Source organism: Actinophytocola sp. (assembly GCF_035762905.1).
Lineage (GTDB): Bacteria > Actinomycetota > Actinomycetes > Mycobacteriales > Pseudonocardiaceae > DASYTH01.
Genome location: NZ_DASUCC010000070.1, coordinates 81,385 through 105,382, shown reverse-complemented (window position 1 = coordinate 105,382; position 23,998 = coordinate 81,385). Strand labels below are relative to the sequence as shown.

At 71.2% G+C, this 23,998-nt stretch carries 22 protein-coding genes; 10 read left to right on the top strand and 12 right to left on the bottom strand.

The genetic code is table 11. The features are described 5' to 3' along the window. Window positions 1-2 precede the first annotated feature (2 nt). On the bottom strand, window positions 3-917 hold the full coding sequence (locus tag VFV67_RS14010) for a cation diffusion facilitator family transporter (RefSeq protein ID WP_326470225.1): 915 nt from the start codon (window positions 915-917) through the stop codon (window positions 3-5). Between the two features lie 37 nt (window positions 918-954). Here VFV67_RS14010 and VFV67_RS14005 point away from each other — a divergent pair, with 37 nt between their 5' ends. Then, window positions 955-1,293: a metalloregulator ArsR/SmtB family transcription factor gene (locus VFV67_RS14005; RefSeq protein ID WP_326470223.1), complete on the top strand. Its 339-nt coding sequence runs from the start codon at window positions 955-957 to the stop codon at window positions 1,291-1,293. Between the two features lie 152 nt (window positions 1,294-1,445). Next, window positions 1,446-1,937: a hypothetical protein gene (locus tag VFV67_RS14000; RefSeq protein ID WP_326470222.1), complete on the top strand. Its 492-nt coding sequence runs from the start codon at window positions 1,446-1,448 to the stop codon at window positions 1,935-1,937. Window positions 1,938-1,944: 7 nt separating this feature from the next. Here the strand turns inward: VFV67_RS14000 and VFV67_RS13995 are convergent, their stop codons facing one another. Continuing rightward, entirely contained in the window at window positions 1,945-5,247 is a 3,303-nt protein-coding gene (locus VFV67_RS13995) for a S8 family peptidase (protein WP_326470221.1), read from the bottom strand. An 80-nt stretch (window positions 5,248-5,327) separates the two neighbouring features. On the opposite strand from VFV67_RS13995, the gene VFV67_RS13990 reads away from it, so the two are divergent. Further along, the gene (locus tag VFV67_RS13990; RefSeq protein ID WP_326470220.1) at window positions 5,328-5,828 is read left to right on the top strand and encodes a metallophosphoesterase family protein; all 501 of its coding nucleotides are present in this window, start codon (window positions 5,328-5,330) and stop codon (window positions 5,826-5,828) included. Between the two features lie 108 nt (window positions 5,829-5,936). Continuing rightward, on the top strand, window positions 5,937-6,503 hold the full coding sequence (locus VFV67_RS13985; RefSeq protein ID WP_326470218.1) for a snapalysin family zinc-dependent metalloprotease: 567 nt from the start codon (window positions 5,937-5,939) through the stop codon (window positions 6,501-6,503). 36 nt (window positions 6,504-6,539) lie between these two features. Here VFV67_RS13985 and VFV67_RS13980 read toward each other — a convergent pair whose 3' ends face one another. Next, a complete protein-coding gene (locus VFV67_RS13980) occupies window positions 6,540-7,505 on the bottom strand; it encodes a LysR family transcriptional regulator (protein WP_326470217.1) in 966 nt (321 codons plus the stop codon). A 115-nt stretch (window positions 7,506-7,620) separates the two neighbouring features. Between VFV67_RS13980 and VFV67_RS13975 the strand changes: the two genes are divergently transcribed. Next, window positions 7,621-8,595: a LysR family transcriptional regulator gene (locus tag VFV67_RS13975; protein WP_326470216.1), complete on the top strand. Its 975-nt coding sequence runs from the start codon at window positions 7,621-7,623 to the stop codon at window positions 8,593-8,595. 348 nt (window positions 8,596-8,943) lie between these two features. Here VFV67_RS13975 and VFV67_RS13970 read toward each other — a convergent pair whose 3' ends face one another. After that, the gene (locus tag VFV67_RS13970; protein ID WP_326470215.1) at window positions 8,944-9,126 is read right to left on the bottom strand and encodes a hypothetical protein; all 183 of its coding nucleotides are present in this window, start codon (window positions 9,124-9,126) and stop codon (window positions 8,944-8,946) included. A 188-nt stretch (window positions 9,127-9,314) separates the two neighbouring features. Between VFV67_RS13970 and VFV67_RS13965 the strand changes: the two genes are divergently transcribed. Beyond that, window positions 9,315-12,077, top strand: a complete 2,763-nt coding sequence (locus tag VFV67_RS13965) for an alpha-amylase family glycosyl hydrolase (RefSeq protein WP_326470213.1) — start codon at window positions 9,315-9,317, stop codon at window positions 12,075-12,077. Window positions 12,078-13,329: 1,252 nt separating this feature from the next. Here the strand turns inward: VFV67_RS13965 and VFV67_RS13960 are convergent. From VFV67_RS13960 to VFV67_RS13950, 3 genes are read right to left on the bottom strand one after another with little or no spacing between them, the layout of a single operon-like run. Further along, window positions 13,330-13,608 carry a GlsB/YeaQ/YmgE family stress response membrane protein gene (locus VFV67_RS13960; RefSeq protein ID WP_326470212.1) on the bottom strand — a complete coding sequence of 93 codons (279 nt, stop codon included), beginning with the start codon at window positions 13,606-13,608 and terminating at the stop codon, window positions 13,330-13,332. A 45-nt stretch (window positions 13,609-13,653) separates the two neighbouring features. Next, window positions 13,654-14,139 (bottom strand): hypothetical protein, encoded by a 486-nt coding sequence (locus VFV67_RS13955; RefSeq protein WP_326470210.1) that lies wholly within the window; start codon window positions 14,137-14,139, stop codon window positions 13,654-13,656. An 11-nt stretch (window positions 14,140-14,150) separates the two neighbouring features. Next, on the bottom strand, window positions 14,151-14,633 hold the full coding sequence (locus VFV67_RS13950; protein WP_326470208.1) for a hypothetical protein: 483 nt from the start codon (window positions 14,631-14,633) through the stop codon (window positions 14,151-14,153). Window positions 14,634-14,792: 159 nt separating this feature from the next. Here VFV67_RS13950 and VFV67_RS13945 point away from each other — a divergent pair, with 159 nt between their 5' ends. Then, complete coding sequence (locus tag VFV67_RS13945) at window positions 14,793-15,422, top strand: hemerythrin domain-containing protein (RefSeq protein ID WP_326470206.1); 630 nt, start codon at window positions 14,793-14,795, stop codon at window positions 15,420-15,422. Between the two features lie 1,317 nt (window positions 15,423-16,739). Here VFV67_RS13945 and VFV67_RS13940 read toward each other — a convergent pair. The 4 genes from VFV67_RS13940 to VFV67_RS13925 all read right to left on the bottom strand — a co-directional run bounded on the left by VFV67_RS13940 (window position 16,740) and on the right by VFV67_RS13925 (window position 18,593). Continuing rightward, window positions 16,740-17,300 carry a type 1 glutamine amidotransferase domain-containing protein gene (locus VFV67_RS13940; RefSeq protein ID WP_326470205.1) on the bottom strand — a complete coding sequence of 187 codons (561 nt, stop codon included), beginning with the start codon at window positions 17,298-17,300 and terminating at the stop codon, window positions 16,740-16,742. Between the two features lie 67 nt (window positions 17,301-17,367). After that, complete coding sequence (locus tag VFV67_RS13935; protein ID WP_326470203.1) at window positions 17,368-17,550, bottom strand: hypothetical protein; 183 nt, start codon at window positions 17,548-17,550, stop codon at window positions 17,368-17,370. 73 nt (window positions 17,551-17,623) lie between these two features. After that, the gene (locus tag VFV67_RS13930) at window positions 17,624-18,121 is read right to left on the bottom strand and encodes an SRPBCC family protein (protein WP_326470201.1); all 498 of its coding nucleotides are present in this window, start codon (window positions 18,119-18,121) and stop codon (window positions 17,624-17,626) included. Window positions 18,122-18,182: 61 nt separating this feature from the next. Next, window positions 18,183-18,593 carry an STAS domain-containing protein gene (locus tag VFV67_RS13925; RefSeq protein ID WP_326470200.1) on the bottom strand — a complete coding sequence of 137 codons (411 nt, stop codon included), beginning with the start codon at window positions 18,591-18,593 and terminating at the stop codon, window positions 18,183-18,185. A 420-nt stretch (window positions 18,594-19,013) separates the two neighbouring features. On the opposite strand from VFV67_RS13925, the gene VFV67_RS13920 reads away from it, so the two are divergent. Further along, window positions 19,014-21,191 carry an AfsR/SARP family transcriptional regulator gene (locus VFV67_RS13920; RefSeq protein WP_326470199.1) on the top strand — a complete coding sequence of 726 codons (2,178 nt, stop codon included), beginning with the start codon at window positions 19,014-19,016 and terminating at the stop codon, window positions 21,189-21,191. A gap of 166 nt (window positions 21,192-21,357) precedes the next feature. Here VFV67_RS13920 and VFV67_RS13915 read toward each other — a convergent pair whose 3' ends face one another. Next, window positions 21,358-22,149, bottom strand: coding sequence for an SGNH/GDSL hydrolase family protein (locus VFV67_RS13915; protein ID WP_326470376.1), 792 nt, complete (start codon window positions 22,147-22,149; stop codon window positions 21,358-21,360). Window positions 22,150-22,331: 182 nt separating this feature from the next. On the opposite strand from VFV67_RS13915, the gene VFV67_RS13910 reads away from it, so the two are divergent. Both VFV67_RS13910 and VFV67_RS13905 read left to right on the top strand, forming a co-directional pair. After that, entirely contained in the window at window positions 22,332-22,724 is a 393-nt protein-coding gene (locus VFV67_RS13910) for a hypothetical protein (protein ID WP_326470197.1), read from the top strand. 38 nt (window positions 22,725-22,762) lie between these two features. Further along, a complete protein-coding gene (locus tag VFV67_RS13905; protein WP_326470196.1) occupies window positions 22,763-23,989 on the top strand; it encodes a hypothetical protein in 1,227 nt (408 codons plus the stop codon). Window positions 23,990-23,998 lie beyond the last annotated feature (9 nt).

The following is a 23,998-nucleotide window of genomic DNA, read 5'->3' as shown; positions in this document are numbered from 1 at the left end:
TCTCAGGCCGCCGGCTCGGTGTGCACGGTGGCCGCGGTCAGGTGCGGGACGTGCTCGACCAGCCGGTGCTCGACGTCGTGGGCGATCCGGTGCGCGTGCTCGACGGTGAGCGTCGGGGCGAGCGTGATCGCCAACTCCGCCCGCAACGTGTGGCCGAGCCAGCGCATCCGCAGCTGGCGCACGCCGAGCACGTCCGGCACCGTGCCGGCGACCCGCTCGGTCAGGTCCAGGGTGTCCGGGTCGACCGCGTCCAGCAGGCGCAGCAACACCTCCCGGGCCGCGTCCCGCAGCACCAGCAGGATGGCCACGGTGATCACCAGGCCGATGATCGGGTCGGCCAGCGGGAAACCGGTGGCGACGCCCAGCGCGCCGAGCACGACTGCCAGCGAGGTGAACCCGTCGGTCCGGGCGTGCAGGCCGTCGGCGACCAACGCGGCCGAGCCGATCCGGCGGCCGACGGAGATCCGGTAGCGGGCCACGATCTCGTTGCCGGCGAAGCCGATCACGCCCGCCGCGGCCACCACCCACAGATGCCGCACCGGATGCGGGTCGATCATCCGGGCGATCGCCTGGTAGCCGGCCAGTCCGGCGGAGGCGGCGATGACCGCGACGACGAGCACGCCGGCCAGATCCTCGGCCCGGCCGAATCCGTAGCTGTAGCGGCGGGTGGCCGCGCGCCTGCCGAGCAGGAACGCGATCCCGATCGGGACCGCGGTCAGCGCGTCGGCGAGGTTGTGGATCGTGTCGGACAGCAGCGCCACCGAACCGGAGACCAGCACCACCGCGGCCTGGGCCAGCGCGGTGACCAGCAGCGCCGCGAACGACACGGCCAGCGCCCGCATCCCGGCCCGGCTGGACTCCAGCGCCGCGTCCACCCGGTGCGCGCTGTCGTGCGAATGCCCGTGACCGTGTCCCATCCTTGAAGAATGCCCTGGTGAACGGCATTATGCAAACATGCGCGCGCACAAACACCTTGCAGCTGCCACCGACGCGCAACTGGCGGTGGCCGCCGAGGTGCTCGGCCTGCTGGCCGACCCCACCCGGCTGCGGCTGCTGCGCCTGCTCGGCGGCGGCGAGTCGGACGTCAGCACGCTGACCGAACAGGTGTCCGCGACCCGGTCGTCGGTCTCCCAGCACCTCGGCCGGCTGCGGTTGGCCGGGCTGGTCGCGTCCCGGCGGGACGGTCGGCGGATGCTCTACCGCATCCCGAGCGCACACCTGTCCGCGTTGGTGGACGAGGCACTCGAGTTCGCCGATCACGCCGTGCGCGGCATCCCGGACCACAGCCAGTGACAAACCTCGGACAAGTAGCGGGCACCTTTGTGGAGTCAACAGCTGGGCAGTAGGTTCGGACTCGGCGATGGTGAGGGGGTCCGCGTATGCCGAGTCCACTGGCGGATCGGAGTGGGATTCCGCCGGTCACGCCCGTGTTTCGGATCGGGTTCGTGGTCGAGGTCGTCGGCTACGAGTTACGCACCGCGGCGCAGCAGGACGATGTCGAGCACCGGCTGCGCACGGTGGTCGCCGGGATCCTCGGCGACGTCCGGGTCGATCCGGAACTGGCCCAGGGGACCGACATCGGCGGCGCCCGGGTCGTCGTGCTGCTGCCCGCAACCGCGGATCCGGCCCGGGTGCTGCCCGGTCTGCTGATGGCCGCGGCCAACCGGCTGGCGCAGGACAACGCCCGGTTCCGGGACCGGCTGCGGTTGCGGATGGCCATCGGATCCGGTCCGGAGGAGCTGAACCGGTTGGTGGACAGCGATCCGCTGCGGATGGCGGTGGCCCGCTACCCGGAGGCGGACGTGCTGGTGCTGGTCTCCGGCACGGTGCACGCCGAGGCCGGAAGGCTGGAGCCCGGAATCGGACGGTTCCGCCGGGTCGTGGTCGGGGACAACGAGTTCACCGGCGTCGCGTGGCTGTGGGTCGGCCCGGACTGAGCGCGGCTCAGCGGCTGCGGTACGCCCGGATGATGGTCTGCTGCACGGTGTTGCCGGCGGTGTCCGCCGCCCGGGCGCGCAGGGACACGTAGCGCGGGTCGCGCGGGTGGTCGATCCGCGCCGTGCCGGTGGGATCCGGGCCACGGGTCACCGCAACCGGCCGCCAGGTCCGGCCGTCGTCGAACGACACGTCCACCTCCAGTTCGGCCAACTCCGCCGCCGGAGCGGTGGCCTGGCGCTGCACGGTGACCGGAACCAGCACCGAGCCGGCCCGGATCTCGTTGCGCGGGTTGAGATCCGGTGGCGCGAACCGGACGGTGAGCAGCGGCAACCCGTTGCCCTCCTTGGGTTTGTCCTGCGTCTCCGGCGGGGGATCCGGCGGGTGCGCCGAGGTGAACGTCCAGACACAGGAGATTCTGGTGGAAAACTCGGAGACGTCCCGGCGGGCCGCCGTGGTCTCCAGCCGGTAGCTCGCCTGCTCCGGCGGCACCGCGAACTCGCCGCGGCCGGCCTGGGTGCTCTCCCCGATCCGGACGCCGTCCCGGTACAGCACCGTGGATCCGGAGTCCATTTCGGACATTCCGATGCGGTCCAGGGTGGCGTCGGAGAACATCGGGACGTTGAGCAGCAGCACGTCGTCGAACCGGGACGCGTACTCGTTCTCGGCGTCGAAGCCGGGGCCGAACACCGCCGAGTTCCAGTCCTCCACATAGGACTGACCGGCCTCGTGTGCCAGCACGCCGCCGGTCAGCACGGTCTCGGTGTGCACCAACTTCTTCACCAGCGACCACTGCTGGAACTCGGCCGACCAGGCCAGCCCGTCGGTGTTGTGGAACTCGGTCCGCTCGCGCGGCAGCCGGAACCCGAACCCGAAACCGGTGCCGATGCCCAGCACAGGCTCGCGGGCCACCCAGACCTTGGTGGCCCGCTTGCGATCCGCCTGCGCCCGATAGGTGGTGCGCACCTCGGCCAGGTCGGAGTCCACGATGTGCCGGACGAACCCGGTCGGCACCGCCCCGTAGTCGAACCACTCGAGGTTGTAGGTCACCCCGGCCCGGGTGACGTCGCCGTCCGCGTCCGGCACCGCCCACACCCCGCCGATGTCGGCGACCAGTTCGGTGCGGGACAACGGATCCCCGACCTGTCCGAGCAGGATCCGGTCGAACGTGTCGCCGAGCACCCCGGTGAACAGCGTGCCGTCGTCGGTGAACCGGCCGTAGGAGGCCCCGACCGCCTTGGGCTGCACGCCGGGCCGGTCGAACGTCACCGACACCGGTCTGGCCGCCCGGGCGTCGAGCACCAGCGTGGTGTCGGCGTGCACGTCGACCGTCAGATGCGCGACCTTGCCGGAGTCGAAGCCGGTGCCGTCCGCGCGGGCCGTGCTGATCGTGCCGTCCACGTGGTAGCGGCCGGCCCGCACCCGCAGCGTGCCGAACCCGCCGATCCCCGGCACCGGCCGGAAGCGGTACCGGTCCACCCCGAACACGAACGAGAAGTGCAGATCCGTCGGCGTGCCGGTGGCGTCCAGCGGTCGCAGGGTCAGGTCGTAGCTCTCCGGTTCCCGGTCCACCGCCACCGGGGTGGACACCCGGACCCCGGCTCCCTCGGCCACGATGTGCGCGCTGAACGTCCCCTCGGCCGCCGGGCCCGCGGTGTCCGCGGTGATCGCCACGCTGGCCGAACCTCCGGCCGGAACCGTGATCTCGCTCGCGGACAGGGTGAACATGCCGTCCGGTACCGGGGCGCCGGCCGGCCCGTGCGGCACCAGGGAGAGTCGCAGCGGCTGGGCGGTGGTGCCGGTGTTGCGGTAGGTCACGGTCCGGGTCACCGCCGGATCGTCCTCGTGCGGCCAACTCATCCGTCCTATCGAGACCGACGCCGGCTCGGCGGACACCGACTGGTGGATCGCGGTGGCGATGTCCACCCGGCCGGCGCCCGCGTCGAACGCGCCGGCGTCGATCGGCTGGGCGGCACCTATCAGCGCGGCCTTGAGCCGCGCGCCGGTCCAGTCCGGGTGCTGCCCGGCCAGGATCGCCGCGGCACCGGCCACGTGCGGCGTGGCCATCGAGGTTCCGGTCAGCTCGGTGTACCGCTCGCCGCGCTTGCCCAGCGTGGCGAACCGCGACCGGGCCGCGGTGATCTCGACGCCGGGCGCCACGATCTCCGGCTTGGCCGCCGCGTCGTGCACCCGAGGGCCGCGCCCGGAGAACCCGGCGAGCACGTCCTGGCCGTCCACCGCGCCGACCGCGAGTGCCGCGTCCGCGCTGGCCGGCGAGGACACCGTCTCCGCGCCGTGCCCGCCGTCGTTTCCGGCGGCGACCACGAACAACATGCCGTGCTGGGCGGAAAGCCGGTTCACCGCGAGCTCGAGCGGGTCGTCCGCGGCGGTGTCCGGACCGCCGAGGCTGAGGTTGACCACCTTCGCCCCGGACTCGGCCGCCCACTCCATCCCGGCCAGGATCGCCGACTCCGGGCAGCCGTTGCCGCCGCACACCTTGCCGATCAGCAGCCGGGCGCCCGGGGCGACCCCGGTGTAGCGGCCGTCCGAGGCCCGGCCGGTGCCGGCGATCGTGGACGCCACGTGCGTGCCGTGCCCGACCAGGTCGCGGCCGTCCGGATCGGCGGTGAAGTTCCGGATCGCGGCCAGCCGGCCGCGGAAGTCCGGGTGGGTGTCGTCGATCCCGGTGTCCAGCACGGCGACCGGAACGTCCCGGCCGGTCAGGCCGCCGCGCCAGGCGACCGGCGCTCCGATCTGCCGGACACTCTTGTCCAGGCTGGGTTTGCGCAGCCCGTCCAGCCAGATCCGGCCGGCGTCGCGGTGCGCGGTCCAGAAGTCGGCGGTGCTCTCCTTCGGCTGGCGCACGGCTGTCGCGTCCACAGTGGACAGAACCTGGGTGACCGTCCCGCCGGCCCCGGTCGGCGCCGGCCCGCCCTGCACGATCAGCGGCAGGTCGGACCGCCCGGCGTCACCGAAGCCGTCCCGCAGCAGGGCCGCGACGTCGAACAGCCGCCGATCCAGCCGGCCGGCGTTCAGCGCCGGCCAGGCGTCGTTCGGTACCACCAGCAACTCCTCGCCGGTGCCGGCGGTGGCGAAGTGCACGTGCTCGCGGCCCGGCGCCGGCATCACCACCGGCACCAGCCGGGCACCGACCCGGCGCACCGTGACGTGGTCCCCGGTGACCAGGGTGACCGCGCCGAGGTAGCCGCTGCCGGCCGGGGTGGGCGGCGCCGGCCGGGCCGCGGCGGGCACCGGTGGGGCCACCGCGCCCAGCGCGAGGACGGCCAGGATCGTGACCAGCTTCCGTGCCACCGCGCCCTCCAACCCCGAACGCCCTGTCACTCAACCAAGTGCAGGTCTTCACGCGGCGTCAAGAGCCGAACGTTGGCACGATGGACGCCATGAAGGTGGTGGTGCTGTCCGACACGCACGCGCCGCGGCGGTGGAAGTCCTGCCCGCCGCGGGTGGCCGAGCACCTGCGTGACGCGGACGTGATCCTGCACGGCGGGGACGTGTGCACCGCCGCCGTGCTGACCGAGCTGGCCGGGTACGCGCCGGTGCATGCCGTGCTTGGCAACAACGACGGGCCGGACGTGGCCGCCTGGGGAGCGCCGGAGACGCTCGAGATCGAGCTGGCCGGGCTGCGGATCGGGATGATCCACGACAGCGGGCCGGCCGACGGCCGCACCGCCCGGATGCGCCGCCGGTTCCCGAACGCCGATCTGGTCGTGTTCGGGCATTCCCATATACCAATGGATCGCACCGGGGACGGGCTGCGGATCTTCAATCCCGGGTCGCCGACCGACCGCCGCCGGCAGCCGCACGGCACGCTTGGCCTGCTCAGCATCTCCGGCGGCCGGCTCGAGTCGGCCGACATCGTGCCGGTCAGCTGATCCTTTCCATAAGCCGATGCTAGGGATCCCTGGCAGTACACACGTGTAACCGGCTCATGCATCGTCGAAATGTTGGTCCCTGCTCCAACCTTTGAAGGAGACGAAGACATGCTCCGACGCGTGTTCCTCGGCGTGCTCACCGGCGCTGCCGTCCTTGTCCTACCGCTCGCCGGCGTCCCGGCCGCCCAGGCCGACCCCGGCGTGCAACTCGTCACGCTGACCTACGACGACAGCCGGGCCACGCAGTACCGGTCGGCCATCGCGCAGGGCGTGGCGATCTGGAACAGCCGCGTCACGAGCGTGCAGATCGTCCGAGCGGCCGCCGGGACCACCGCCAACGTGCGGGTGATCGCGGACCCGGGCTGGCCACGGGCCAACCTCGGACCGATCCGGCCGCCGAACGGGCGGGGCTCGGTGTGGATGGGCCAGCAGGCCGTCAGCCAGGGCTACAACGTGGTCCGCATCGCCGCCCACGAGTTCGGGCACATCCTCGGCCTGCCGGACAACCGGACCGGCCGCTGCACCGATCTGATGTCCGGCTCCTCGGCGCCGGTCAGCTGCGCGAACGCCACGCCGAGCGCCGCCGAGGCGAGCCGCGTGCAGCAGAACTACAGCTCCGGCTTCGCTGCCCAGCAAACCAATGATCAGGCCGTGCTGATCATTGATGCCGGTTGAGTGAAGCCGATCCCCGGGGTGGGTGTGCGCTTCGGCTCACGCCCACCCCGGCATGTTCGCCCGGCCGGCGAGCCAGGCCGCGTGCGCGGGCACGCTGGTCATGGTCTCCCAGGTGACCCGGGCGGCGACCGTGACCAGCTCGGCGCCGAACGGGGCCACGACTCCCTCCTCCGGCCACGCCAGTAGGTCGCGGTAGACGATCGGGGAGCCGCGCAGCGGCCGCACCGCCACCTTGTCCGTGTCCGGGGTGCCGGGCCGGGCGATGGTGATCCCGTGCCCGCGGTGGATCACGTCCAGGTTCGCCTCCGGATCAAGCCAGTGCGCGACGTGCGGCTCGAAACCCGCGCCGGCACAGGCAAGCCGGAGGTTCTCCGCGCAGCGCTGCTCCCGCTCCGGTCGCATGATCCACTTCTCGCTGGCAAGGTCGGACAGCTCGATCTCGTCCCGCTCGGCGAGCGGATGCGCCGCGCTGAGCATCACGAACATCGGCAGCTCGGTGATCGTGGCCACCACGATCCCGGCCGGCCGGGGCACCGGCAGCGCCGGATATTCGCCCAGCAGAGCCACATCCGGCCGTCCGCGGGTGGCGAGCGACTCCAGTAGCCGGCGCGGCTTGGTCTCGGTGCGCATGGTCACCCGGGCGTCCGGGAAGTCGGCCTGCAGCGACTCGAGCACCGAGGCGCCGGACGGCGAGACCGTTGCGGAGAACCGGATCAGGGCGGTTTCCGGTTTGCGGACCGGTTCCCGCGGTCCATCGCCGACCAGATTGTCCACTGTGGACAGCAGGGCGCGGCCGCGGCTGAGCACGAACTCGCCGAGCACGGTGGGATGCGCGCCCTGCCGGTCCCGGACGAACAGCCGGCCACCGAGCAGACCCTCGATCCGCTGCAGCTGGTGGGTGAGCGCCGGCTGGGACAACCCCAGCTGCGTCGACGCCTTGGTGACGCTGCCGGCGTCGGCGATGGCGCAGACGATGCGCAGGTGGCGGAACTCGAGTTCCATGGGCACCAGCCTAGGAAGTAACCCGGAACGGTGGGTGATCACCCTGTGGCAACTGGCAATACCTACCCCCGAACGGCCGTTCCGGTTGCCCCTGATCGGGCCATAACATCGACGAATGCTGGAGGCCCGGCACCTGCGCATCGTCCGTGCGATCAGTGACACCGGCAGTTTGACGAAGGCCGCGGTGGAGTTGGGGCTGACCCAGCCGGCGCTGACCCATCAGCTGCACCGGATGGAGCGGCTGTTCGGCGGCACGCTGTTCGTCCGGGACCGGCGCGGCGCCCGGCCCACCCCGCTCGGCCTGCACGTGATCGAACGCGCCCGGGTCGTGTTGCCGTCGATGGACGCCCTGGTGCGCGAGGCCCGCATTCTGGCCGAGGGACAGGACACCTCGGCTCCGCAGATCCGGGTGGCCATCCACCCGTCGCCGCTGCCGGTCGCGGTGGTCGCGGCGCTGCGCGAGGCGATGCCGTACAGCCAGGTCAGCCTGCGCAACGAGTCGTCCGGGCAGCGTCAGCTCGAGCTGCTCGCCACCGGCGCGCTCGAGGTCGCGATCCTCACCGAGTACCCGAACCTGCCGATGCCGCGCCCGGCCGAGATCGTCGTGCACGAGGTGGTGACCGAGCCGCTGTTCGTGGCGCTGTCCGCGCGGCACGTGCTGGCCGGCCGGGACGAGATCAGCCTTGCCGACCTGGCCACCGAGAGCTGGATCATTCCCGAGGACGCGGAGGCCCGGACGGCCGAGCATCTGCGGCAGATCTGCGACCACGCCGGGATCGTGCCGAACATCGCCTACCGGGTCACCTCGCAGGTCGCCAGGGACCTGATCTCCCGGGGCCTGGCGATCACGCTGTTCCAACCCACCGCCGCTCCCACCGACGGGGTGGCCTTCCGTCCGCTCAAGGGCTGCCCGGCCGAACTGCGGCACGTGATCGCGGTGCGGGCGGCCAGTCCGGTGGCCCGGTTCGGGGCGGAACTGGCCGAGGCGGCCAGGATCAGCTACTGGAATCACGCCGCCCGCTCGGCGGTCTACCGGGAATGGCTGTTCCGTCATCCGCCGGTGGCGGACCGCCGGCCGGTGACCCGTTAGTCGCGGAATTCGTAGAAAAAGGGCCGTGACTCCCGCATGGCGTGCGGGGGACACGGCCCATCAAATGGCGAAATGAGTCAGCAGTGCGGCCAGCCCCATCGGGACCAGCAGCCCCATCCGAATCCACCGAACAGGCCGAGACCGAGGCCGAGGTTGAGGAACAGCATGCTAACCTCCCGGGATTGGACAATTGATCACGCCCTCGCGCCAATTAAGCTAGTCGTGGCGAGTCAATCTGTCTTTCCCCTGGCCCGGTATAGAAATTCCTCACGCTACGTCGATTTCGGTCCGCCAATTGCACGACATGGTGGACGACGTATCTCGATCGAGTGGATCATCGGATGATTCTCAGCGACGGTAGCTCCAGCGGCTGGACCGGGACCGCGCCCAGCTTCCGACCCCTCCAAGGTGCAGTGCCAGGCACAGCAGCCCGGCCGTCACGATCGTGCCGGTAGCGATCCCGATCGATGCCTCGGTCAAGTCGAGGAGGAGGGCGATCAGGAAGATGACGGCGGCGACGATGGCAAGCATGTCGGCTCCTTCCACGAATCTCTCGTCTGGGCCACGGAGTACCCCGAAGAACACCGGTTCAGTCCGAACCCACGACGAAAGTTGCTGGCCCGGCCGGCGATCGGCGGCTCCGGTTGCAACTTTGGACGGCAGCGGTCCGCGCGAACCCGGCGTTATAGTTCCGAATCCCGTTCGTGCGAGGAGGCCGCATGTCCCCGCGTCGTGCCGTCAGCGTCCTGCTGACCGCGTTACTCGTCTCGTCGCTCGCCGCCGCCCCGGCCGCCGCGGCGCCGGAGCACGGTGACCACCTGCGCGCGCTGCACTCGCTGCGCGGACCGGTCACCGACGAGAACTTCTACTTCGTGATGGCCGACCGGTTCGACAACGGCGACCCCGGCAACGACCGCGGCGGCCTGCCCGACGACCGGCTGATCTCCGGCTTCGACCCGACCAGCCGGGGCTTCTACAACGGCGGCGACCTCAAGGGCCTGCTCAACCGGATCGACTACATCCGCGGCCTCGGCACCACGTCCATCTGGCTGACCCCGAGCTTCAAGAACAAGGCGGTCCAGCTCGAGGACGGCCCGTCGGCCGGCTACCACGGCTACTGGATCACCGACTTCACCCAGATCGACCCGCACCTCGGCACCAACGCCGACCTGCGGGCGCTGGTCGACGCCGCACACCGGCGTGGGATGAAGGTCTACTTCGACATCATCACCAACCACACCGCCGACGTGATCGGCTACCAGCAGGGCGCCCGCCGGCCGTACGTGGGCAAGGACGCCGCGCCGTACCGCACGGCGGCCGGGGCGCCGTTCGACGATCGCGATCACGCCGGCACCAACGGCTTCCCGTCGCTGTCCGCGGCCACCTCGTTCCCGTACACGCCGGTGCTCGATCCCGGCGAGACCAACCTCAAGGTTCCGGCCTGGCTCAACGACGTCACGCTGTACCACAACCGCGGGGACACCACGTTCGTCGGCGAGAACTCGCTGTACGGCGACTTCTTCGGGCTCGACGACCTGTTCACCGAGCACCCACGCGTGGTCCAGGGCATGATCGAGATCTACCAGCGGTGGATCGCCGACTTCGGCGTGGACGGCTTCCGGATCGACACGATGAAGCACGTCAACGACGAGTTCTGGCAGGAGTTCGGGCCGCGCATCCTGCAGTTCGCCCGCGAGCACGGCAAACGCGAGTTCTTCATGTTCGGCGAGGTGTTCGACACCACCAAGAGCTTCACCTCGCAGTTCACCACCCGGGACCGGATGCAGTCGGTGCTCGACTTCCCGTTCCAGGCCGCGGCCAGGGACTTCGCCTCGCGCGGCGCCCCGACCAGCGCGCTCGAGGCGTTCTTCGCCGGGGACGACTGGTACACCGACGCCGACTCCAACGCCTACCAGCTGCCGACCTTCCTCGGAAACCACGACATGGGGCGGTTCGGCGGGTTCGTGCAGGCCGACAACCCGGGCGCAGGCGACGCCGAGTGGCTCGGCCGGGACCGGCTCGCGCACGAGCTGATGTATCTCTCCCGCGGCAACCCGGTCATCTACTACGGCGACGAGCAGGGCTTCACCGGCAACGGCGGCGACCAGCTCGCCCGGCAGACGATGTTCGCCAGCCAGGTGCCGGACTACCTCGACGACGACCTGCTCGGCACGGACGCCACGCACGCGCAGGCCAACTTCGAGCCGGGACACCCGCTGTACCGGTCGATCCGGACGCTGGCCGACCTGGCCAGGGCGCACCCGGCGCTGCGGGACGGCACGCACCAGCACCGGCTCTCCAGCGCCGAGGCCGGGATCTACGCGTTCTCCCGGCTGGACCGGGCCCGGCAGCGCGAGTACGTGGTGGCACTGAACAACAGCGAGCAGCCGAAGACCGCGGCCATCCCGACCTACGCCGGCAACCGGACCTTCCACCGGATCTACGGCTCCGGCCCCGATCGGGCGCGCTCGGCAGGTGACCGCGCCCTCACGCTGACCGTTCCGCCGCTGTCCACCGTGGTCTACCTGCTCGACGGCGAGATCCCGGGCTCCCGGTCGGCGCCCGCGATCTCGCTGGGTGTTCCGGAGCCGGCCGCCGAGTCCCGCGCGCGGCTGCAGGTGTCCGCGTCCGTGTCCGGCTCCTCGTTCTACGAGGTGACCTTCTACGCCCGGACCGCCGGCGGGTCGTGGACCCCGATCGGCACCGACGACACCGCCCCGTACCGGGTGTTCCACGACGTGTCGTCGTTACGCCCCGGCGCCGGCGTGCAGTACCGCGCCGTGGTCCAGGACAACCGCGGCCACACGTCGCGCAGCGCCCCCCGCTCCACCGCCGTCCCGTCCGCTGCCCTGACCATCGAGAGCCCCGCCGAGAACAGCGGCGTCCGCGGCACCGTCGAGGTCCGCGCCGTCGCCGACCCCGACCGGGCCAGCCACGTGGTCCGCTTCGAACGCAGCGTCGCCGACGGCCCCTGGACCCCCATCGGCTCGGACGACTCCTCGCCCGCCTACACCGTGTTCGACGACCTCACCCCGCTCAACCTCGCCGCCGGCACCCCCGTCCGCTACCGCGCCAAGCTCACCGAAGCCGGCCGCACCACCACCAGCGCCCCGCGCACCGTCCGCGCCGCCGGCCCCCCGGCCACCCTGGCCACCCTCCACTACTTCCGCCCCGCCGGCGACTACACCGACTGGGGCCTGCACATGTGGGGCGACGCCGTCCACCCCGACGTCCTCGCCCAAATCGCCTGGGACCGCCCCTGGCCCCCCACCCGCATCGAAAACGGCTGGGCCGTCTACAACATCCCCCTCATCTCCGACACCGCCCCCGTCAACTTCATCATGCATCTCCCCGCCGGCGACACCGTCCCCACCACCCGCGAACCCGGCGGCGACCGCTCCTTCCTCCCCATCAACACCCCCAACATCTGGATCAAACAAGGCGACCCCACCATCTACCCCACCCAACCCCCCACCCCCTAACCCCCCCACCCCGCCCCCAACCCAAACCCAAACCCACCAACCCACCCGAGTCCCCGACCCCAGCACCCAATTCCCGACCCAACCACCCGAGCCGCCGACCCGGGCACCCGAGTTCCCCTCGGGCACCCGAATTGCCGGCTCGGGCACCCGAGTCGCCAAGTCGAGCAGCCGAGTTCCCGACCCAACCACCCGAATTGTCGGCTCGGGCACCCGAGTCGCCAAGTCGGGCAGCCGAGTGCCCGACCCAACCACCCGAATTGCCGGCTCAGGCACCCAAGTTCCCCGGTCTGGCAGCCGATTCCCGGCGCGGGCACCCGAATTGCCAGCCGGATAACCGGGGCGCCGGGTCCGGCAGCTGAGTTGCTAGCTCGGGCACCCGAGTCGCCGGGTCGGCCAGTCGAGTTCCCGGCCCGGGCAGTCGAGTTGCCGGTCGAGCAGTTGAGTTGCTGCTCGGGCAGTTAAGTTGCCGGTCGGGCATCCGAGTCGCTGGTTCCGGTGGTCGAGTTGCCGGCCCGGGCAGTCGAATTGCCGTTTCGGGCAGTCGAGTTCCCGGCTCAGGCACCCGAGGCCCCGGGTCGGGCAGTCGAGTCGCCGGTTCGGGCAACCGAGTCGCTGGCTCGGGCAGCCGGGTTCCCGAGCCGGATAACCGAATTGCCGGGGCCGGATAACCGAGTCGCCGGGTCCGGCAGCTGAGTTGCTAGCTCCGGCACCTGAATGGCCCCATCCGGCACCCGAGTCGCCGGGTCGCCGGTCGGACAGCCGAGTTCCCGGATCTGGTAGCTGAGTTCCGGCCGGATAACCGAGCGCCGGGTCCGGTAGGCCGCGCTCCGCGTCCGTGCATCCGAGCACCTGCCCACAACCGTGCCGCGGAACGCCGTGCCCAGCACTCCTGGGTGACCGAGCGTTCGAAACGTAGCCGGAGGACCGCACCCAGGCCGACCCGGCGTACCGGACCTGGCGGTTCGAGTGCCGGAGCCGGCGACCCGCCTGCTGGAACCGTCAACTCAGTTGCCGCGCCTATCAACTCAGTTGCTGGGCCCGGGGGCTCAGCTGCTGGAAATGGGAACTCAAGGCGAGTTGGCGGGTCGGGTCGGGCGGTGAGATGGCGGTGGGCGACCCGGGCGTGATGGCGTGGCGGGGTGGGGTGGTTGCTGTTGGGTGGGTGCTGACGGGAAACGGGGTGCTGGGGGTAAGGCAGGGCGCCTGTGGGTGTGGCCCACAGGCGCCCTTGGGGTGGGAAATTGGTTCTGGGTTATCCGCGGACACCTCGGCGACCCCAGGCGCCGGACACGAGGGCGACGCCGACGGCGGCGAGGATGACCTGGACGAGGAGTTCGAGCCAGTCGATACCCGACGTCGCGGTGGGGATGCCGATTGCGCGGGCAAGCGCGGTGCCGAGCAGCGCGGCGACAATACCGACGACGATGGTGAGCCACACCGGGATGTTCTGCCGGCCCGGCAGAACCAGCCGGCCAAGCGCACCGACGATGAGGCCGACGATGATCGCCATAATGATACCGGTGACAGTCACTTATTCCTCCTACTTCTCAGTTGAACACTTAGGAACGCGATCGATTTACCGCACCACGTGGCGCCGGTAAGAAACCGTGCGCCGCGGCCCGGGGAGGGCGAACTGGCGAATCGCGTAGGTCAGGGCGCCGGCGATGACCAGCCAGGCAATCGCGGCGAGGCCGTCATTGAACAGCACTTGCAGTTTGGCACTGTCCGGAGTGAACAGCCCGCGCAAGCCCAGGGACACCGCGCCCGAGAAACTTTCCACAAGGGACGCAAAGCCGTTGTTGGGGTTCGCCTCGAACATCACCAGGACGATGTGCAGTCCGAGCACTACCGCGAACAGACCGCACACAAGGTTGATGATCGTGCACACGGTGCGCACCACCCGAACCCGCCGAGCCTGCGAGTCGACGACTTCGGATTCGACCATCGGGTGGGCGACCGGCTCGACCCGGTCGGCGGGGGCGACCGACTCGGCGACCGGCGCCGGGTCGTCCGCGGGGTTCAGGTCCAGGCGGGTGCGTTCCCACTCCTGCCTGCTGGCCATGACCACTCCTCTCACGCTGCGGTGGCGCCGAGCCAACCGGGTGCCGGCTCGTCGTTTTCCTCGCACCAGGCCATCGCGCTGACCGTCCACAGGAGAACCAGGGAGACGCCGTCGGCCAGACCGTCCGCCGCGCCGTGCATGGCAAACTCGATCTGCGTGTCGACATCCGCCTTGTGCTCGTGTACCTGAGCGAGCAACGCCCGCACAATGGCCCGCACCTCCGGCCGGAGGTCGTCGATATCCACTGTGGACCCGTCAGCTCGCCGCAGATCAAGGACGATCGCCGTGTTCGGGCCGAGGCCGCCGGTCTGGCGGACCACCATCGTTGCCGCGGCGGTCAGCAGTTCCGCCATCACCTGACGGAGCCGATCCCGCTGCGGAACGGAGGGTTCGGTGAGCAGCCGGACGATCCGGGATACGCCGGCGAAGTCGCCGGCCCTGGCCAGGCTGACCAGCAGCCGGGCCGTGGTCCGCGCCCGTTCCCGCGTGTCCATGTTCCGTTCACCGCCCCGTCCCGCACGCCGATCTGTTCGTGCAGAGCGGTATTACCCATTCGGGGCATTGTCAATCCTCATGACGCCACGGTGTGACTGAGCCGCAGGTCGGGTATTCGGTCGAATAGGCAGACACGTCGGCAGAAGGGACGGCCAGCCATGGATGCGGTGACGGCGATCGTGAACGACCATCGCCTGCTCGAAGAGTTGTTCGAGCAGCTCAGGGCGGACCGCGAGAACCGGACAGCGCTGCTGGCCGAGGTGGCCGCCCGGCTGCTGGCCCACCAGCGGGCCGAGGAAAAGCACCTCTACCCGGCGCTGCGGACAAACCGGGGCAAAGCGGCAGCCACCCACCCGGACGACAGCGGCCTCCGGGCCGCCCAGGAACGCTTTGCCGCCCTCGCCGCGGATCTCCACCGTGTCCAGGTCCCCGCGACTCCCGGTAGCGGGACCGGACACCCGGAGCGACCGGCAGGCCCGCAGGACGGGTTCGCCGCGGCGCTCGACGAGCTGGTGTGTGCGGTGCGCCAGCACGTGGCGGCAGTCGAGTCGGAGGCACTGCCCACGCTCACGGCGAACTTGTCGACGCGCAAGCGCGAGGATCTCGGACGCAAGTTCGACGGTCTGCGGCTGCGGGAGCTGAAACGAGCCGGAATCGATGACACGCTGACCAAGGAAGACCTCTACATCCGGGCGCAGAAGGCCGGCATCCCCGGCCGCTCGAGCATGAGCAAGGGCGAACTGGCCCGGGCACTGCTGGTGGCCGGCCGGACCGGTGGCAGCAGGTAGGGGGACATTTTCCGGCGCTGGTGGCGGGGTCGGGCCGCCTGGGGTAGTGGAGACCTGGGGGTAGTAGAGAAGAGTCCGGCGCTGTTGGGGGTACGGACTGGCGGGGACAGGTAGGGCGAAGGCGGTCTCCGAGCGATGGCGGGATGCGGCCGGTCGGGTGGGGGACGAGGGTTCTAACGCTGGTGGTGGCCGGCCGGACCAGCGGCAGCAGGTAGGGAGAAACGATTCCGGCGCTGGTGATGGGTTGGGCCGGCTGGGGTAGGCAGGGGGAGTGTCCGGCGCTGGTGGGGGTACGGACTGGCGGGGGACAGCAGGTAGGGCGAAGGCGGTCTCCGAGCGATGGAGGGATGCGGCCGGTCGGGTGGGGACGAGGGTTCTAACGCTGGCGGGGGACGGACCGGCCGAAGGCAGAGGCGGGGAAGGGTTCCGGCGCTGGTGATGGGGTCGGGCCGGCTGGGGTAGGTGGGGGAGTGTCCCGGCGCTGGTGGGGGTACGGACTGGCGGGGGACAGGTAGGGAAGTGGCGGTTTCGGGCGATGGCGGGATGAGGCCGAACGGGTGCGGTCGAGGGTTCCGGCGCTGCTGGTGGTGGGGGTGTGGGGCGCTGGTGGTGGTCAGCCGGCTGGGGACGGGTCGGGAGGAAGGGGGCTGGCTGATGGCGGGATGAGCTGGCCGGGTGGGGAGGGCGGTTCTCGACCGCCGATGGTGGATCGGGGCCGGCTGGGGACCGGGTAGGGGAAGGGGTTCTGGCTGATGGCGGGATGAGCTGGCTGGGTGGAAGGGAGGTTCCTGAACGCCGATGGTGGATCGGGGCCGGCTTGGGACAGAAGGGAGGAAGACTTTCGGCGCGGGTGGCGGGACGGACCGGCTGGGGCAGAGGGGAAGACTTTCCGACGCTGTTGGGGAGGCGGTTCGGGCTCGGGGTAGGTAGGGGGACGGGTTCTGGCGCGGGTGGTCGTGGGGAATGTTGGTGGGGCGGAAGAAAGTTCCGGCAAGCGGGGTTTGGCTGACGGTGGATGGGGTATCCCGGCGTGTTGACCGTCCGAACCCCCGGTGACGAGAGGCAGGCCATGTCGACTGTGCTGGCCCTGGGCGCTCGCCGTGCTCGCCGTGTGACGATTTTCCGGATGGCCGAGGGAAAGTTATTCAGATAGCCCCTGCTTGATCTCACCCCTGGCGCGCGCCGCGCTGATGGCTGCCGCGCGGCGTGCGCCCTCGGTGACGGGTGGGATCCGCAGGGTCACGATCCGCACCCCTGGCGTGTGCCGCATTGTGGCTGCCATGCGGCGCACGCCGTCGGGGTTTCTGGGGGAAGGGATCACCGGACGGCGGCGTGCCGGCCTTCCGCGATCTCCTCGATCGTCTTGGCGCAGAACGCATCCAGGTCCTGCGGCTTGCGGCTGGAGACCAGACCGCGGTCCACGACGACCTCCTCGTCGACCCAGTCGGCGCCGGCACAGGTCAGGTCGGTCTTCATGCTGGGCCACGAGGTCATCCGTCGGCCGCGAACCGCACCGGCCTCGATCAGCACCCAGCCGCCGTGGCAGATCACCGAAACCGGCTTCCCGTCGTCGATGAACGACCGGACGAACCGCACGGCCCGCTCGTCGGCCCGGACGAAGTCGCCGTTGGCCACCCCGCCGGGCAGCACCAGCGCGTCGTAGTCGGCGGCCCGGGCCTCGTCCAGGGTCCGATCCACCTTCCTGCGGTCGGCCTTGTCCAGATGGTTGAAGCCCTGGATCTCGCCGGCCTGGAAGGAGACCAACTCCGGGGTGCCGCCGGCGTCCCGGACCGCCTGCCACGGCCGGTCCAACTCGACCTGCTCCACTCCGTCGGTCGCCAGGAACGCGACCTTCCTTCCGTCAATGGTGGACGGCATGTCACCTCACCTGTTTCTCGATTTGTCCGCTCAGGTTCGGCTACCGCGGGTTCCGTGGCACTAAACGTCAGTTGTCCTCGTCGTAGGCCGGAACCACCCGATGTTGTTCCATCAGGTCGGCCTCGTCGGCTTCCACCGGCACCTCGCCGAACGGCTCAAGCCCGGGCTCGTCCGGGGGCCCCTCCTCGCGCCGCTGGTCCAGCACGTCGGCCTCCGGCTGCTCGTAGCCGAGCTCTCCGGGTTCGGTCATCGTCGTCTCCTCCGTCCCACGTACGGGGCAGGGCCCCGCCGCCCGGCGGGGCCCTGCCCAAGGGTGCCGCAGATCAGAGCGGCGTACCGCCCGGGTAGGCGGTCTCACCCGGTTGGGGCGAGCGCGGCACCTCGCCGCGCCACGCGCCGGTCTCCTGACCGCGGTTCTCGATGAAGTGCTTGAACCGAGCCAGATCGCTCTTGACCCGGCTGCCGACCGCGCCGAGCGCGGCGCCGGCCTTCTCGGTCAGCGTGTCCGGGTGGTACTCCATCTGGAGGCTCACCCGGGTGGTCTCGTCATCGAGCCGATGGAACGTGACGACTCCGCCGTGCTCGGGACCGTCGACGGTCTTCCAGGCCACGCGCTCGTCCGGATGCTGCTCGGTGATCTCCGCGTCGAACTCACGGCGGATCCCACCGATATTGATCTCCCAGTGCGTGCGGGTGGGCGTCACCTGGCGGATCCGCTCGACCCCGTCCATGAAGGCCGGGAACGACTCGAACTGGGTCCACTGGTTGTACGTCCGGCTGACCGGGGCTTGCACATCGATCGACTGCTCGATCGTGGTCACGGTTCTCTTGCCTCCTTCGGAACTGGGTTCCCGTCGAAGGCCTACCCCGACCGCCGTCGCCTCACACGTCGGCGAGTGCCGCGTCGGTCGATTCGAACATCCGGAACAGCGGGCTCAGGCCGGTGATCTCGATCGGCCGGAGCACCGCCCGGGTGCTGGCCACCAGCAACAGCGTGGACCCGTTGGCCGCGGCCGCCTCGTTGGCCGCCACCAGCTCGGACAGGCCGGCGGAGCCGAGGAAGCCGATCCCGGTGAGGTCGAGCACCACCCGGTGACCGGATCGCTCGACATGCGGAAGCAACGCCTCCCGCAGCAGCGCTGCGGTGAGCAGGTCGAGATCGCCGATCGGCCGGATGACCACCGCGTCCGCGGCCGGCTCGTCGATCTCGAACTCGATGGGCGGGGCCGTTGCCATGGCCTCGACCCCAGGGGTCGGATCGGAGGGATCCTCCGTGCGAACCGGGTTGTTCATACCTATTCTCCTCGCGATCGCCAGCGCCAGCGCGTTGTGGACGCAGGTCATTCCGGGTCCGGCTGGTTGCTCAACCGCGAGGCCAGTTTAGCGACGTAGCGACGGTGCGGACGACGTGGCCGCCGTCCGCACCCGTCGCGGCCGTCCGGCGCGCGTCCTGCGGGCCGCGGAAGAGGCACTACGCCGGCTGGGGGACGCCGCGCGTAACTCCTCGACGACGGCGCGGCGAAGATCGGTCCTGATCACGATGCGCACGATAGGCCGGGACACCGACAGTCCAGTTCCGAACCATTAGGCCAACCGGATGACAGCGACTGACAAATTCCACCCATCACATCGCGTAACCCCGGCCATCCCCTCTAAGTTGTCCTAGCAACGGACCCGGCAGTGGGAGGCTGGGTGAACTGGGGGTGGTAGTGCATGGGCACACCGGAGACATCCGGCACGACCCGTGCTCGCGGCGGTCTCCGGTTCCGGCTGCTCGGCCCGGTTCAGGTGCTGGTCGACGACCGCCCGGTGCCGCTCGGCGGCTCCGGCGCGCGTGGGTTGCTTGCCATGCTGCTGCTGGAGCCGAACCAGGTGGTGGGGCTGGACCGGATCGTGGACGTGCTGTGGGCGCATGAGCCGCCCGAGTCGGCCCGGACCATGGTGCAGGGTTACGTGTCCCGGTTACGGCAAAGGCTCGCCTCGGTGGATCCGTCCGGACAGGTGCGGATCGTCACCAACCCGCCCGGCTACCAGCTGCTGATCGACGAGCAGCTGATCGATGTCACGGTGGCCCGGCAGCTGGTCGCCGACGCCTGGGGGGCACCGGCGGTGCGCCGGGCCGAGCTGTTGCGCGCCGCGCAGAACCTGTGGCGCGGTCCGGCGCTGGCCGACATCGGCGGCCGGGTGCGCGCACCGGAGCTGGCCGAGCTGCGGCTGACCGTGCTGGAGGGCCGGATCGAGGCGGATCTGGAGTTGGGCCGGCACAACGAGGTGATCGGTGAGCTGACCGGGCTGGTCGAGGAGCACCCGTTCCGGGAGCGGCTGGTCGGCCAGCTGCTGCTGGCGCTGTACCGGTCCGGGCGGCGCACCGCGGCGTTGGGCGCCTACCAGCGGTTCGCCCAGCTCGCGGCCAGTCATTCCGGCATCGAGCCGGGTCCGGCGCTGCGCGCGCTGCACGCCCGGGTGCTGCGCGACGACACGACGCTGCTGGATCCGCAGGCCGAGTCGACGCTGTCGCCGCGGGTGGGCGTGGTGGTACCGGCGCAGCTGCCGATGGCGCCGGCCGGGTTCTGCGGCCGGGAGCTGGAGCAGGACTGGCTGGACCGGCTGCTCGCCGGGATGGACAAGCGGACCACGGCGGTCGCGCTGGTCGCCGGACCACCCGGGATCGGCAAGACCGCGCTGACGGTTCGCTGGGCCAACCAGGTGGCCACCAAGTTTCCCGACGGTCACATCTTCGCCGGGTTACGCGGGTTCGACCCGCGGCACCCGCCGGCCGACCCGGCCGAGGTGCTGGCCCAGTTCCTGCTGGCGCTCGGGGTGCGGCCGGACGACGTGCCGATGGACCTCGACGAGCGGGCCGCGCTGTACCGCTCGCTGCTGGCCGAGCGACGGGTGCTGGTGGTGCTGGACGACGCCCGCGACTCCGACCAGGTCCGCCCGCTGCTGCCGGGCGGCACCTCCTCGTCGCTGGTGCTGATCACCAGCCGGGTCCGGCTGGACGGCCTGGTGGCCGGGCTGGCCGCGCGGCTGCTGGTGCTGGACACGCTGGAGGCGGCCACCGCGGAGCGGCTGATCGAGGAGACCGCCGGCACGCCGATCAAGGACACCGACCGGGAGCACGCCGCCCGGCTGGCCGAGCTGTGCGGGCACCTGCCGCTGGCGCTGCGCATCGTCGGCGCCCGGCTGGCCGCCCGTCCACAGTGGTCGCTGGCCGACCTGGCCGGCGAACTGGCCGACGAGCACACCCGGCTGGGCGCGCTGGACGTCGAGGGCGCCGACACCAGTGTGCGGGCCGCGCTGGACGTCACCTATCGAGCACTGCGGCCCACCCTGGCCGGCACGCTGCGGTTGGCCGGCATGTTCCCCGGCTCCTGGCTAGGCCCGTACTCGACCGCGGCGCTGTGCGGCACCGACCTGACCGAGGCGCGCAGGCGGCTGCGCGGCCTGGCCGAGTCCTTTATGGTCACCGAGGTCAGCCCGGACATGTTCGTCATGCACGACCTGGTCCGGATCTACGCCGCGGAACTGGCCGGCATCGAGCTCGCCGACGACGAGCGCGCCGAGAGCCTGCGCCGGCTGCTGCGCTACTACCTGGTCACCGCGGCCGCCGCCCGCCGGTTACTCAACCCGGCCGCGGCCGAGCGCGAACTGGACCGCCTGGACCACCGGCAGGTGCCCGGCCCGTCGCTCGACACGGCCCAGCAGGCCGCCGGCTGGTTGGAACGGGAATGGACCAACCTGGTCGCGGTCGCCGAGGCCGGCTCCGCGGCCGGAGCCCAGGACGATTTGGTCCGGTTGGCCCGGATCGTGAGTGATCTTTCCTCCGGCTCACGTGGACTGACCGCCCCGCTGATCTGGCTCGCCGGCTTCCACCTCGCCGGCGTTTAGCGAACAGTTAGTGGCATCACGCGGGAACCTGGCAGGCTGCGCCCGGCGCTTACGGGTCAAGGCGCCTCGGGCGACGCCACCAACGTGGGGGTGCGCTGCCCGGACCAGCCGGCCGGCGCCTCGGGGGAGTGCGCCGGCCGGTTCGTCTGGTGCGGACCGAAGCCGGTCAGACCACCGCGTTGGTGCCGTCCGCGGGGTCGCTGACCGGAGCCAGCGCGGGCCGTTTCGGCTGCAGGCCATCCCCCATCGAGGTGCCCCGGATCTGCCGCTGTACCCAGGGAAGCAGGTGTGACCTGGTCCAGGCCAGGTCGGCCTGCCGGCCGCGCAGCCACGGCACCGGAGTGGCCGGCGGCCACGGATCCCGCCAGTCGGTGGTGGCCGGCAGGCCGAGCACGTCGGCGGTGCGCAGCGCGATCCGCTTGTGACCCTCGGTGGAGAAGTGCAGCCGGTCCTCGCTCCATGCCCTGCGGTCGCGCAACACGTCCATGGCCCACAGGTCGACCAGCGTCGCGCCGTGCCGGTCGGCGATCGCGCGCAGGTGTCCGTTGTAGATGGCCACCTTGCCGCGCACCCGGCGCAGCAGCGGCTGCGGCTTGGGATCCGGGCCGGTGAAGATCACCACCTGGCTGCCCGCGGCGGCGATCTCGATCACCGTCCGCTCGAACAGGTCGGCGATGTCGTCCACATCGGTGCCCGGAGTGACGATGTCGTTACCGCCCCCGCACAAGGTGACCAGATCGGGCTTTTCGCTGCGCACAACGGGAACCTGCTCGTCGACGATCTCGGCGAGCATCTTGCCGCGCAGCGCGAGGTTGGCGTAGCGGAAGTCGCGGTTGCCGGCGGCGATCATGCCGGCCAACCGGTCGGCCCAGCCGAGGTAACCGCCGTCCGGCGCCTCGTCGCTCAGCCCCTCGGTGAAGCTGTCCCCAATAGCGATCCAACTGTCCCAGCCGCGCACGGTGTCCCTCCCGTAGCCATCCGTAGGCGTCACCCATTGATTTCAACTGCCTAGGATGCCGGTAGGCCATTCGGGTGGACAAGCTCCGTTCCATGACGACTTGGCGGAACCCGCCGCGTGCCGGCATCCCTCGTAGGTACGCTGCTCCCTGTTAGCGCCCGATCACCCACGAGGAGCACCCGGTGTACCTCGACCCGTCCGCAGGCAGGGCCGGCAGCGTCCTCGACACCATCTACGGCGCGGCCACCTCGGGCGCCCTGCAGGTCGACCCGCACACCGGCGAGACCACGCTCAAGTTCCTGAACGACATCCAGGAGCTGACCGAGCGGATGCGCCGGTCCGGCCACGGCGTCGCCGTGCCGACCCCGCTCGGCGGCGGCTTCGGTGCGGAGATCGGCGCGTTCAACCAGCGGCTGGCCAACGGCAGGTCGGACTCCTCGCAGGACATTCTGGCCCGGTTCGTGCAGGAGCTCGAGACGCTCAAGGAGGCCGTGGTCCGCAGCATGGCCAGCTACCGGGGCACCGATCAGGACGGTGCCTCGGCCATCAGCAACGGTGCGCAGGGGGACCGCTAGGTTGTCCAGGCCGCAAGGCTGATTCGAAGGGTCGCGAGATGGCCGGTGACGATGGGCGGGCGGTGCCCACCCCGAGCATGAACCCCAGGACTCGCACGCACGAGGCGCTCAAGGAGATGACCGACGCGGCGCAGCCCGCCGGGGCGCAGGCGGTGGCGGACGGCTGGGCCGAGATGGCGGCCGGGTTCGACGAGGCGGCCACCCTGTTCGAGCGCGCCATGGCGCAGTCCGAGGGCGGTTGGACCGGCGACGCGGCCGCGGCGATGCGGATGCAGCTGGCCCGGGTGGCCGAGTGGAGCAAGCGGACCGGCGCGCACTACCAGGCCGCCGCGGTGGCGATCGGGCGCCAGGCCGAGGCGGCCGGCACGGCGAAGAGCATGATGCCGGCGCCGGTGCCGTACGACCCGGCGCAGATGATCAGGGAGGCCACGGCCACCGGCAGCATCTTCGACGTGGCCGCGCTGCCGCAGGCCATGTACGCGCGCAAGCAGGAAAGCGACGCGGCGCACGAGGAAGCGGTGCGGGTGGTGCTGGACCGTGACCGGGCCTTCGGGCAGGCCGCGGCCGGGATTCCGGTGTTCGATCCGCCGCCCGCACTGAGCGCGGGCGCCGGGCCGCCGGTCGGGTTCAACGCCGGCCACGAGCCGGTCGCCCCGCCCACCCCCGGGGGCAATGGCCCGATCGCCCCGCCGGTTCTCCCCGGTCAACCGGGCCACGCGGCGGCACCGGTCCGGCCGGTGGCACCGGCGGCGCCGGCACCGGTTCGGCCCGCGCCGCCGGTCGTGCCCGGCCCATCGGCCCGACCCGGCCCACCGGCCGTGCCGGTGCAGGCGGTCCCGGCGCCGCCGGCCCCGGTGGCCCCGGTGGCGCCGCTGGCACCGCCCGCCCCGCCGCCCGTCGTGGCCCAGACGGCCGCGCCGCCGCTGGCCCAGGCGGTCTCGCTGCCGCCGCCACCGGCAACCACCCCGGCCGCGTTCGCCGCGCCGTCGTTCCCGCTCCCGGCCGAGGGGTTCGGTCCGGGCGGGACGCTGCCCGGCGCCGCGCTGCCCCCCGGGTTCGGCCCGGGCGGCAGCCAGGCCACCGGGTTCGGGCCGACCGGGCGCTACGCCGCGACCGGACCCGAGCCCGCGGTGGCCGGCGCGGCCCGCGCGCCGGGCGCCGACGAGGCCGAGCGCAAGCGGCCGGAGTATCTGATCGAGCCGGACATGGAGGGTATGTTCGGCGCCACCGAGATGACCGCCCCGCCGGTCATCGGTCAAGAATGACCCGCACCG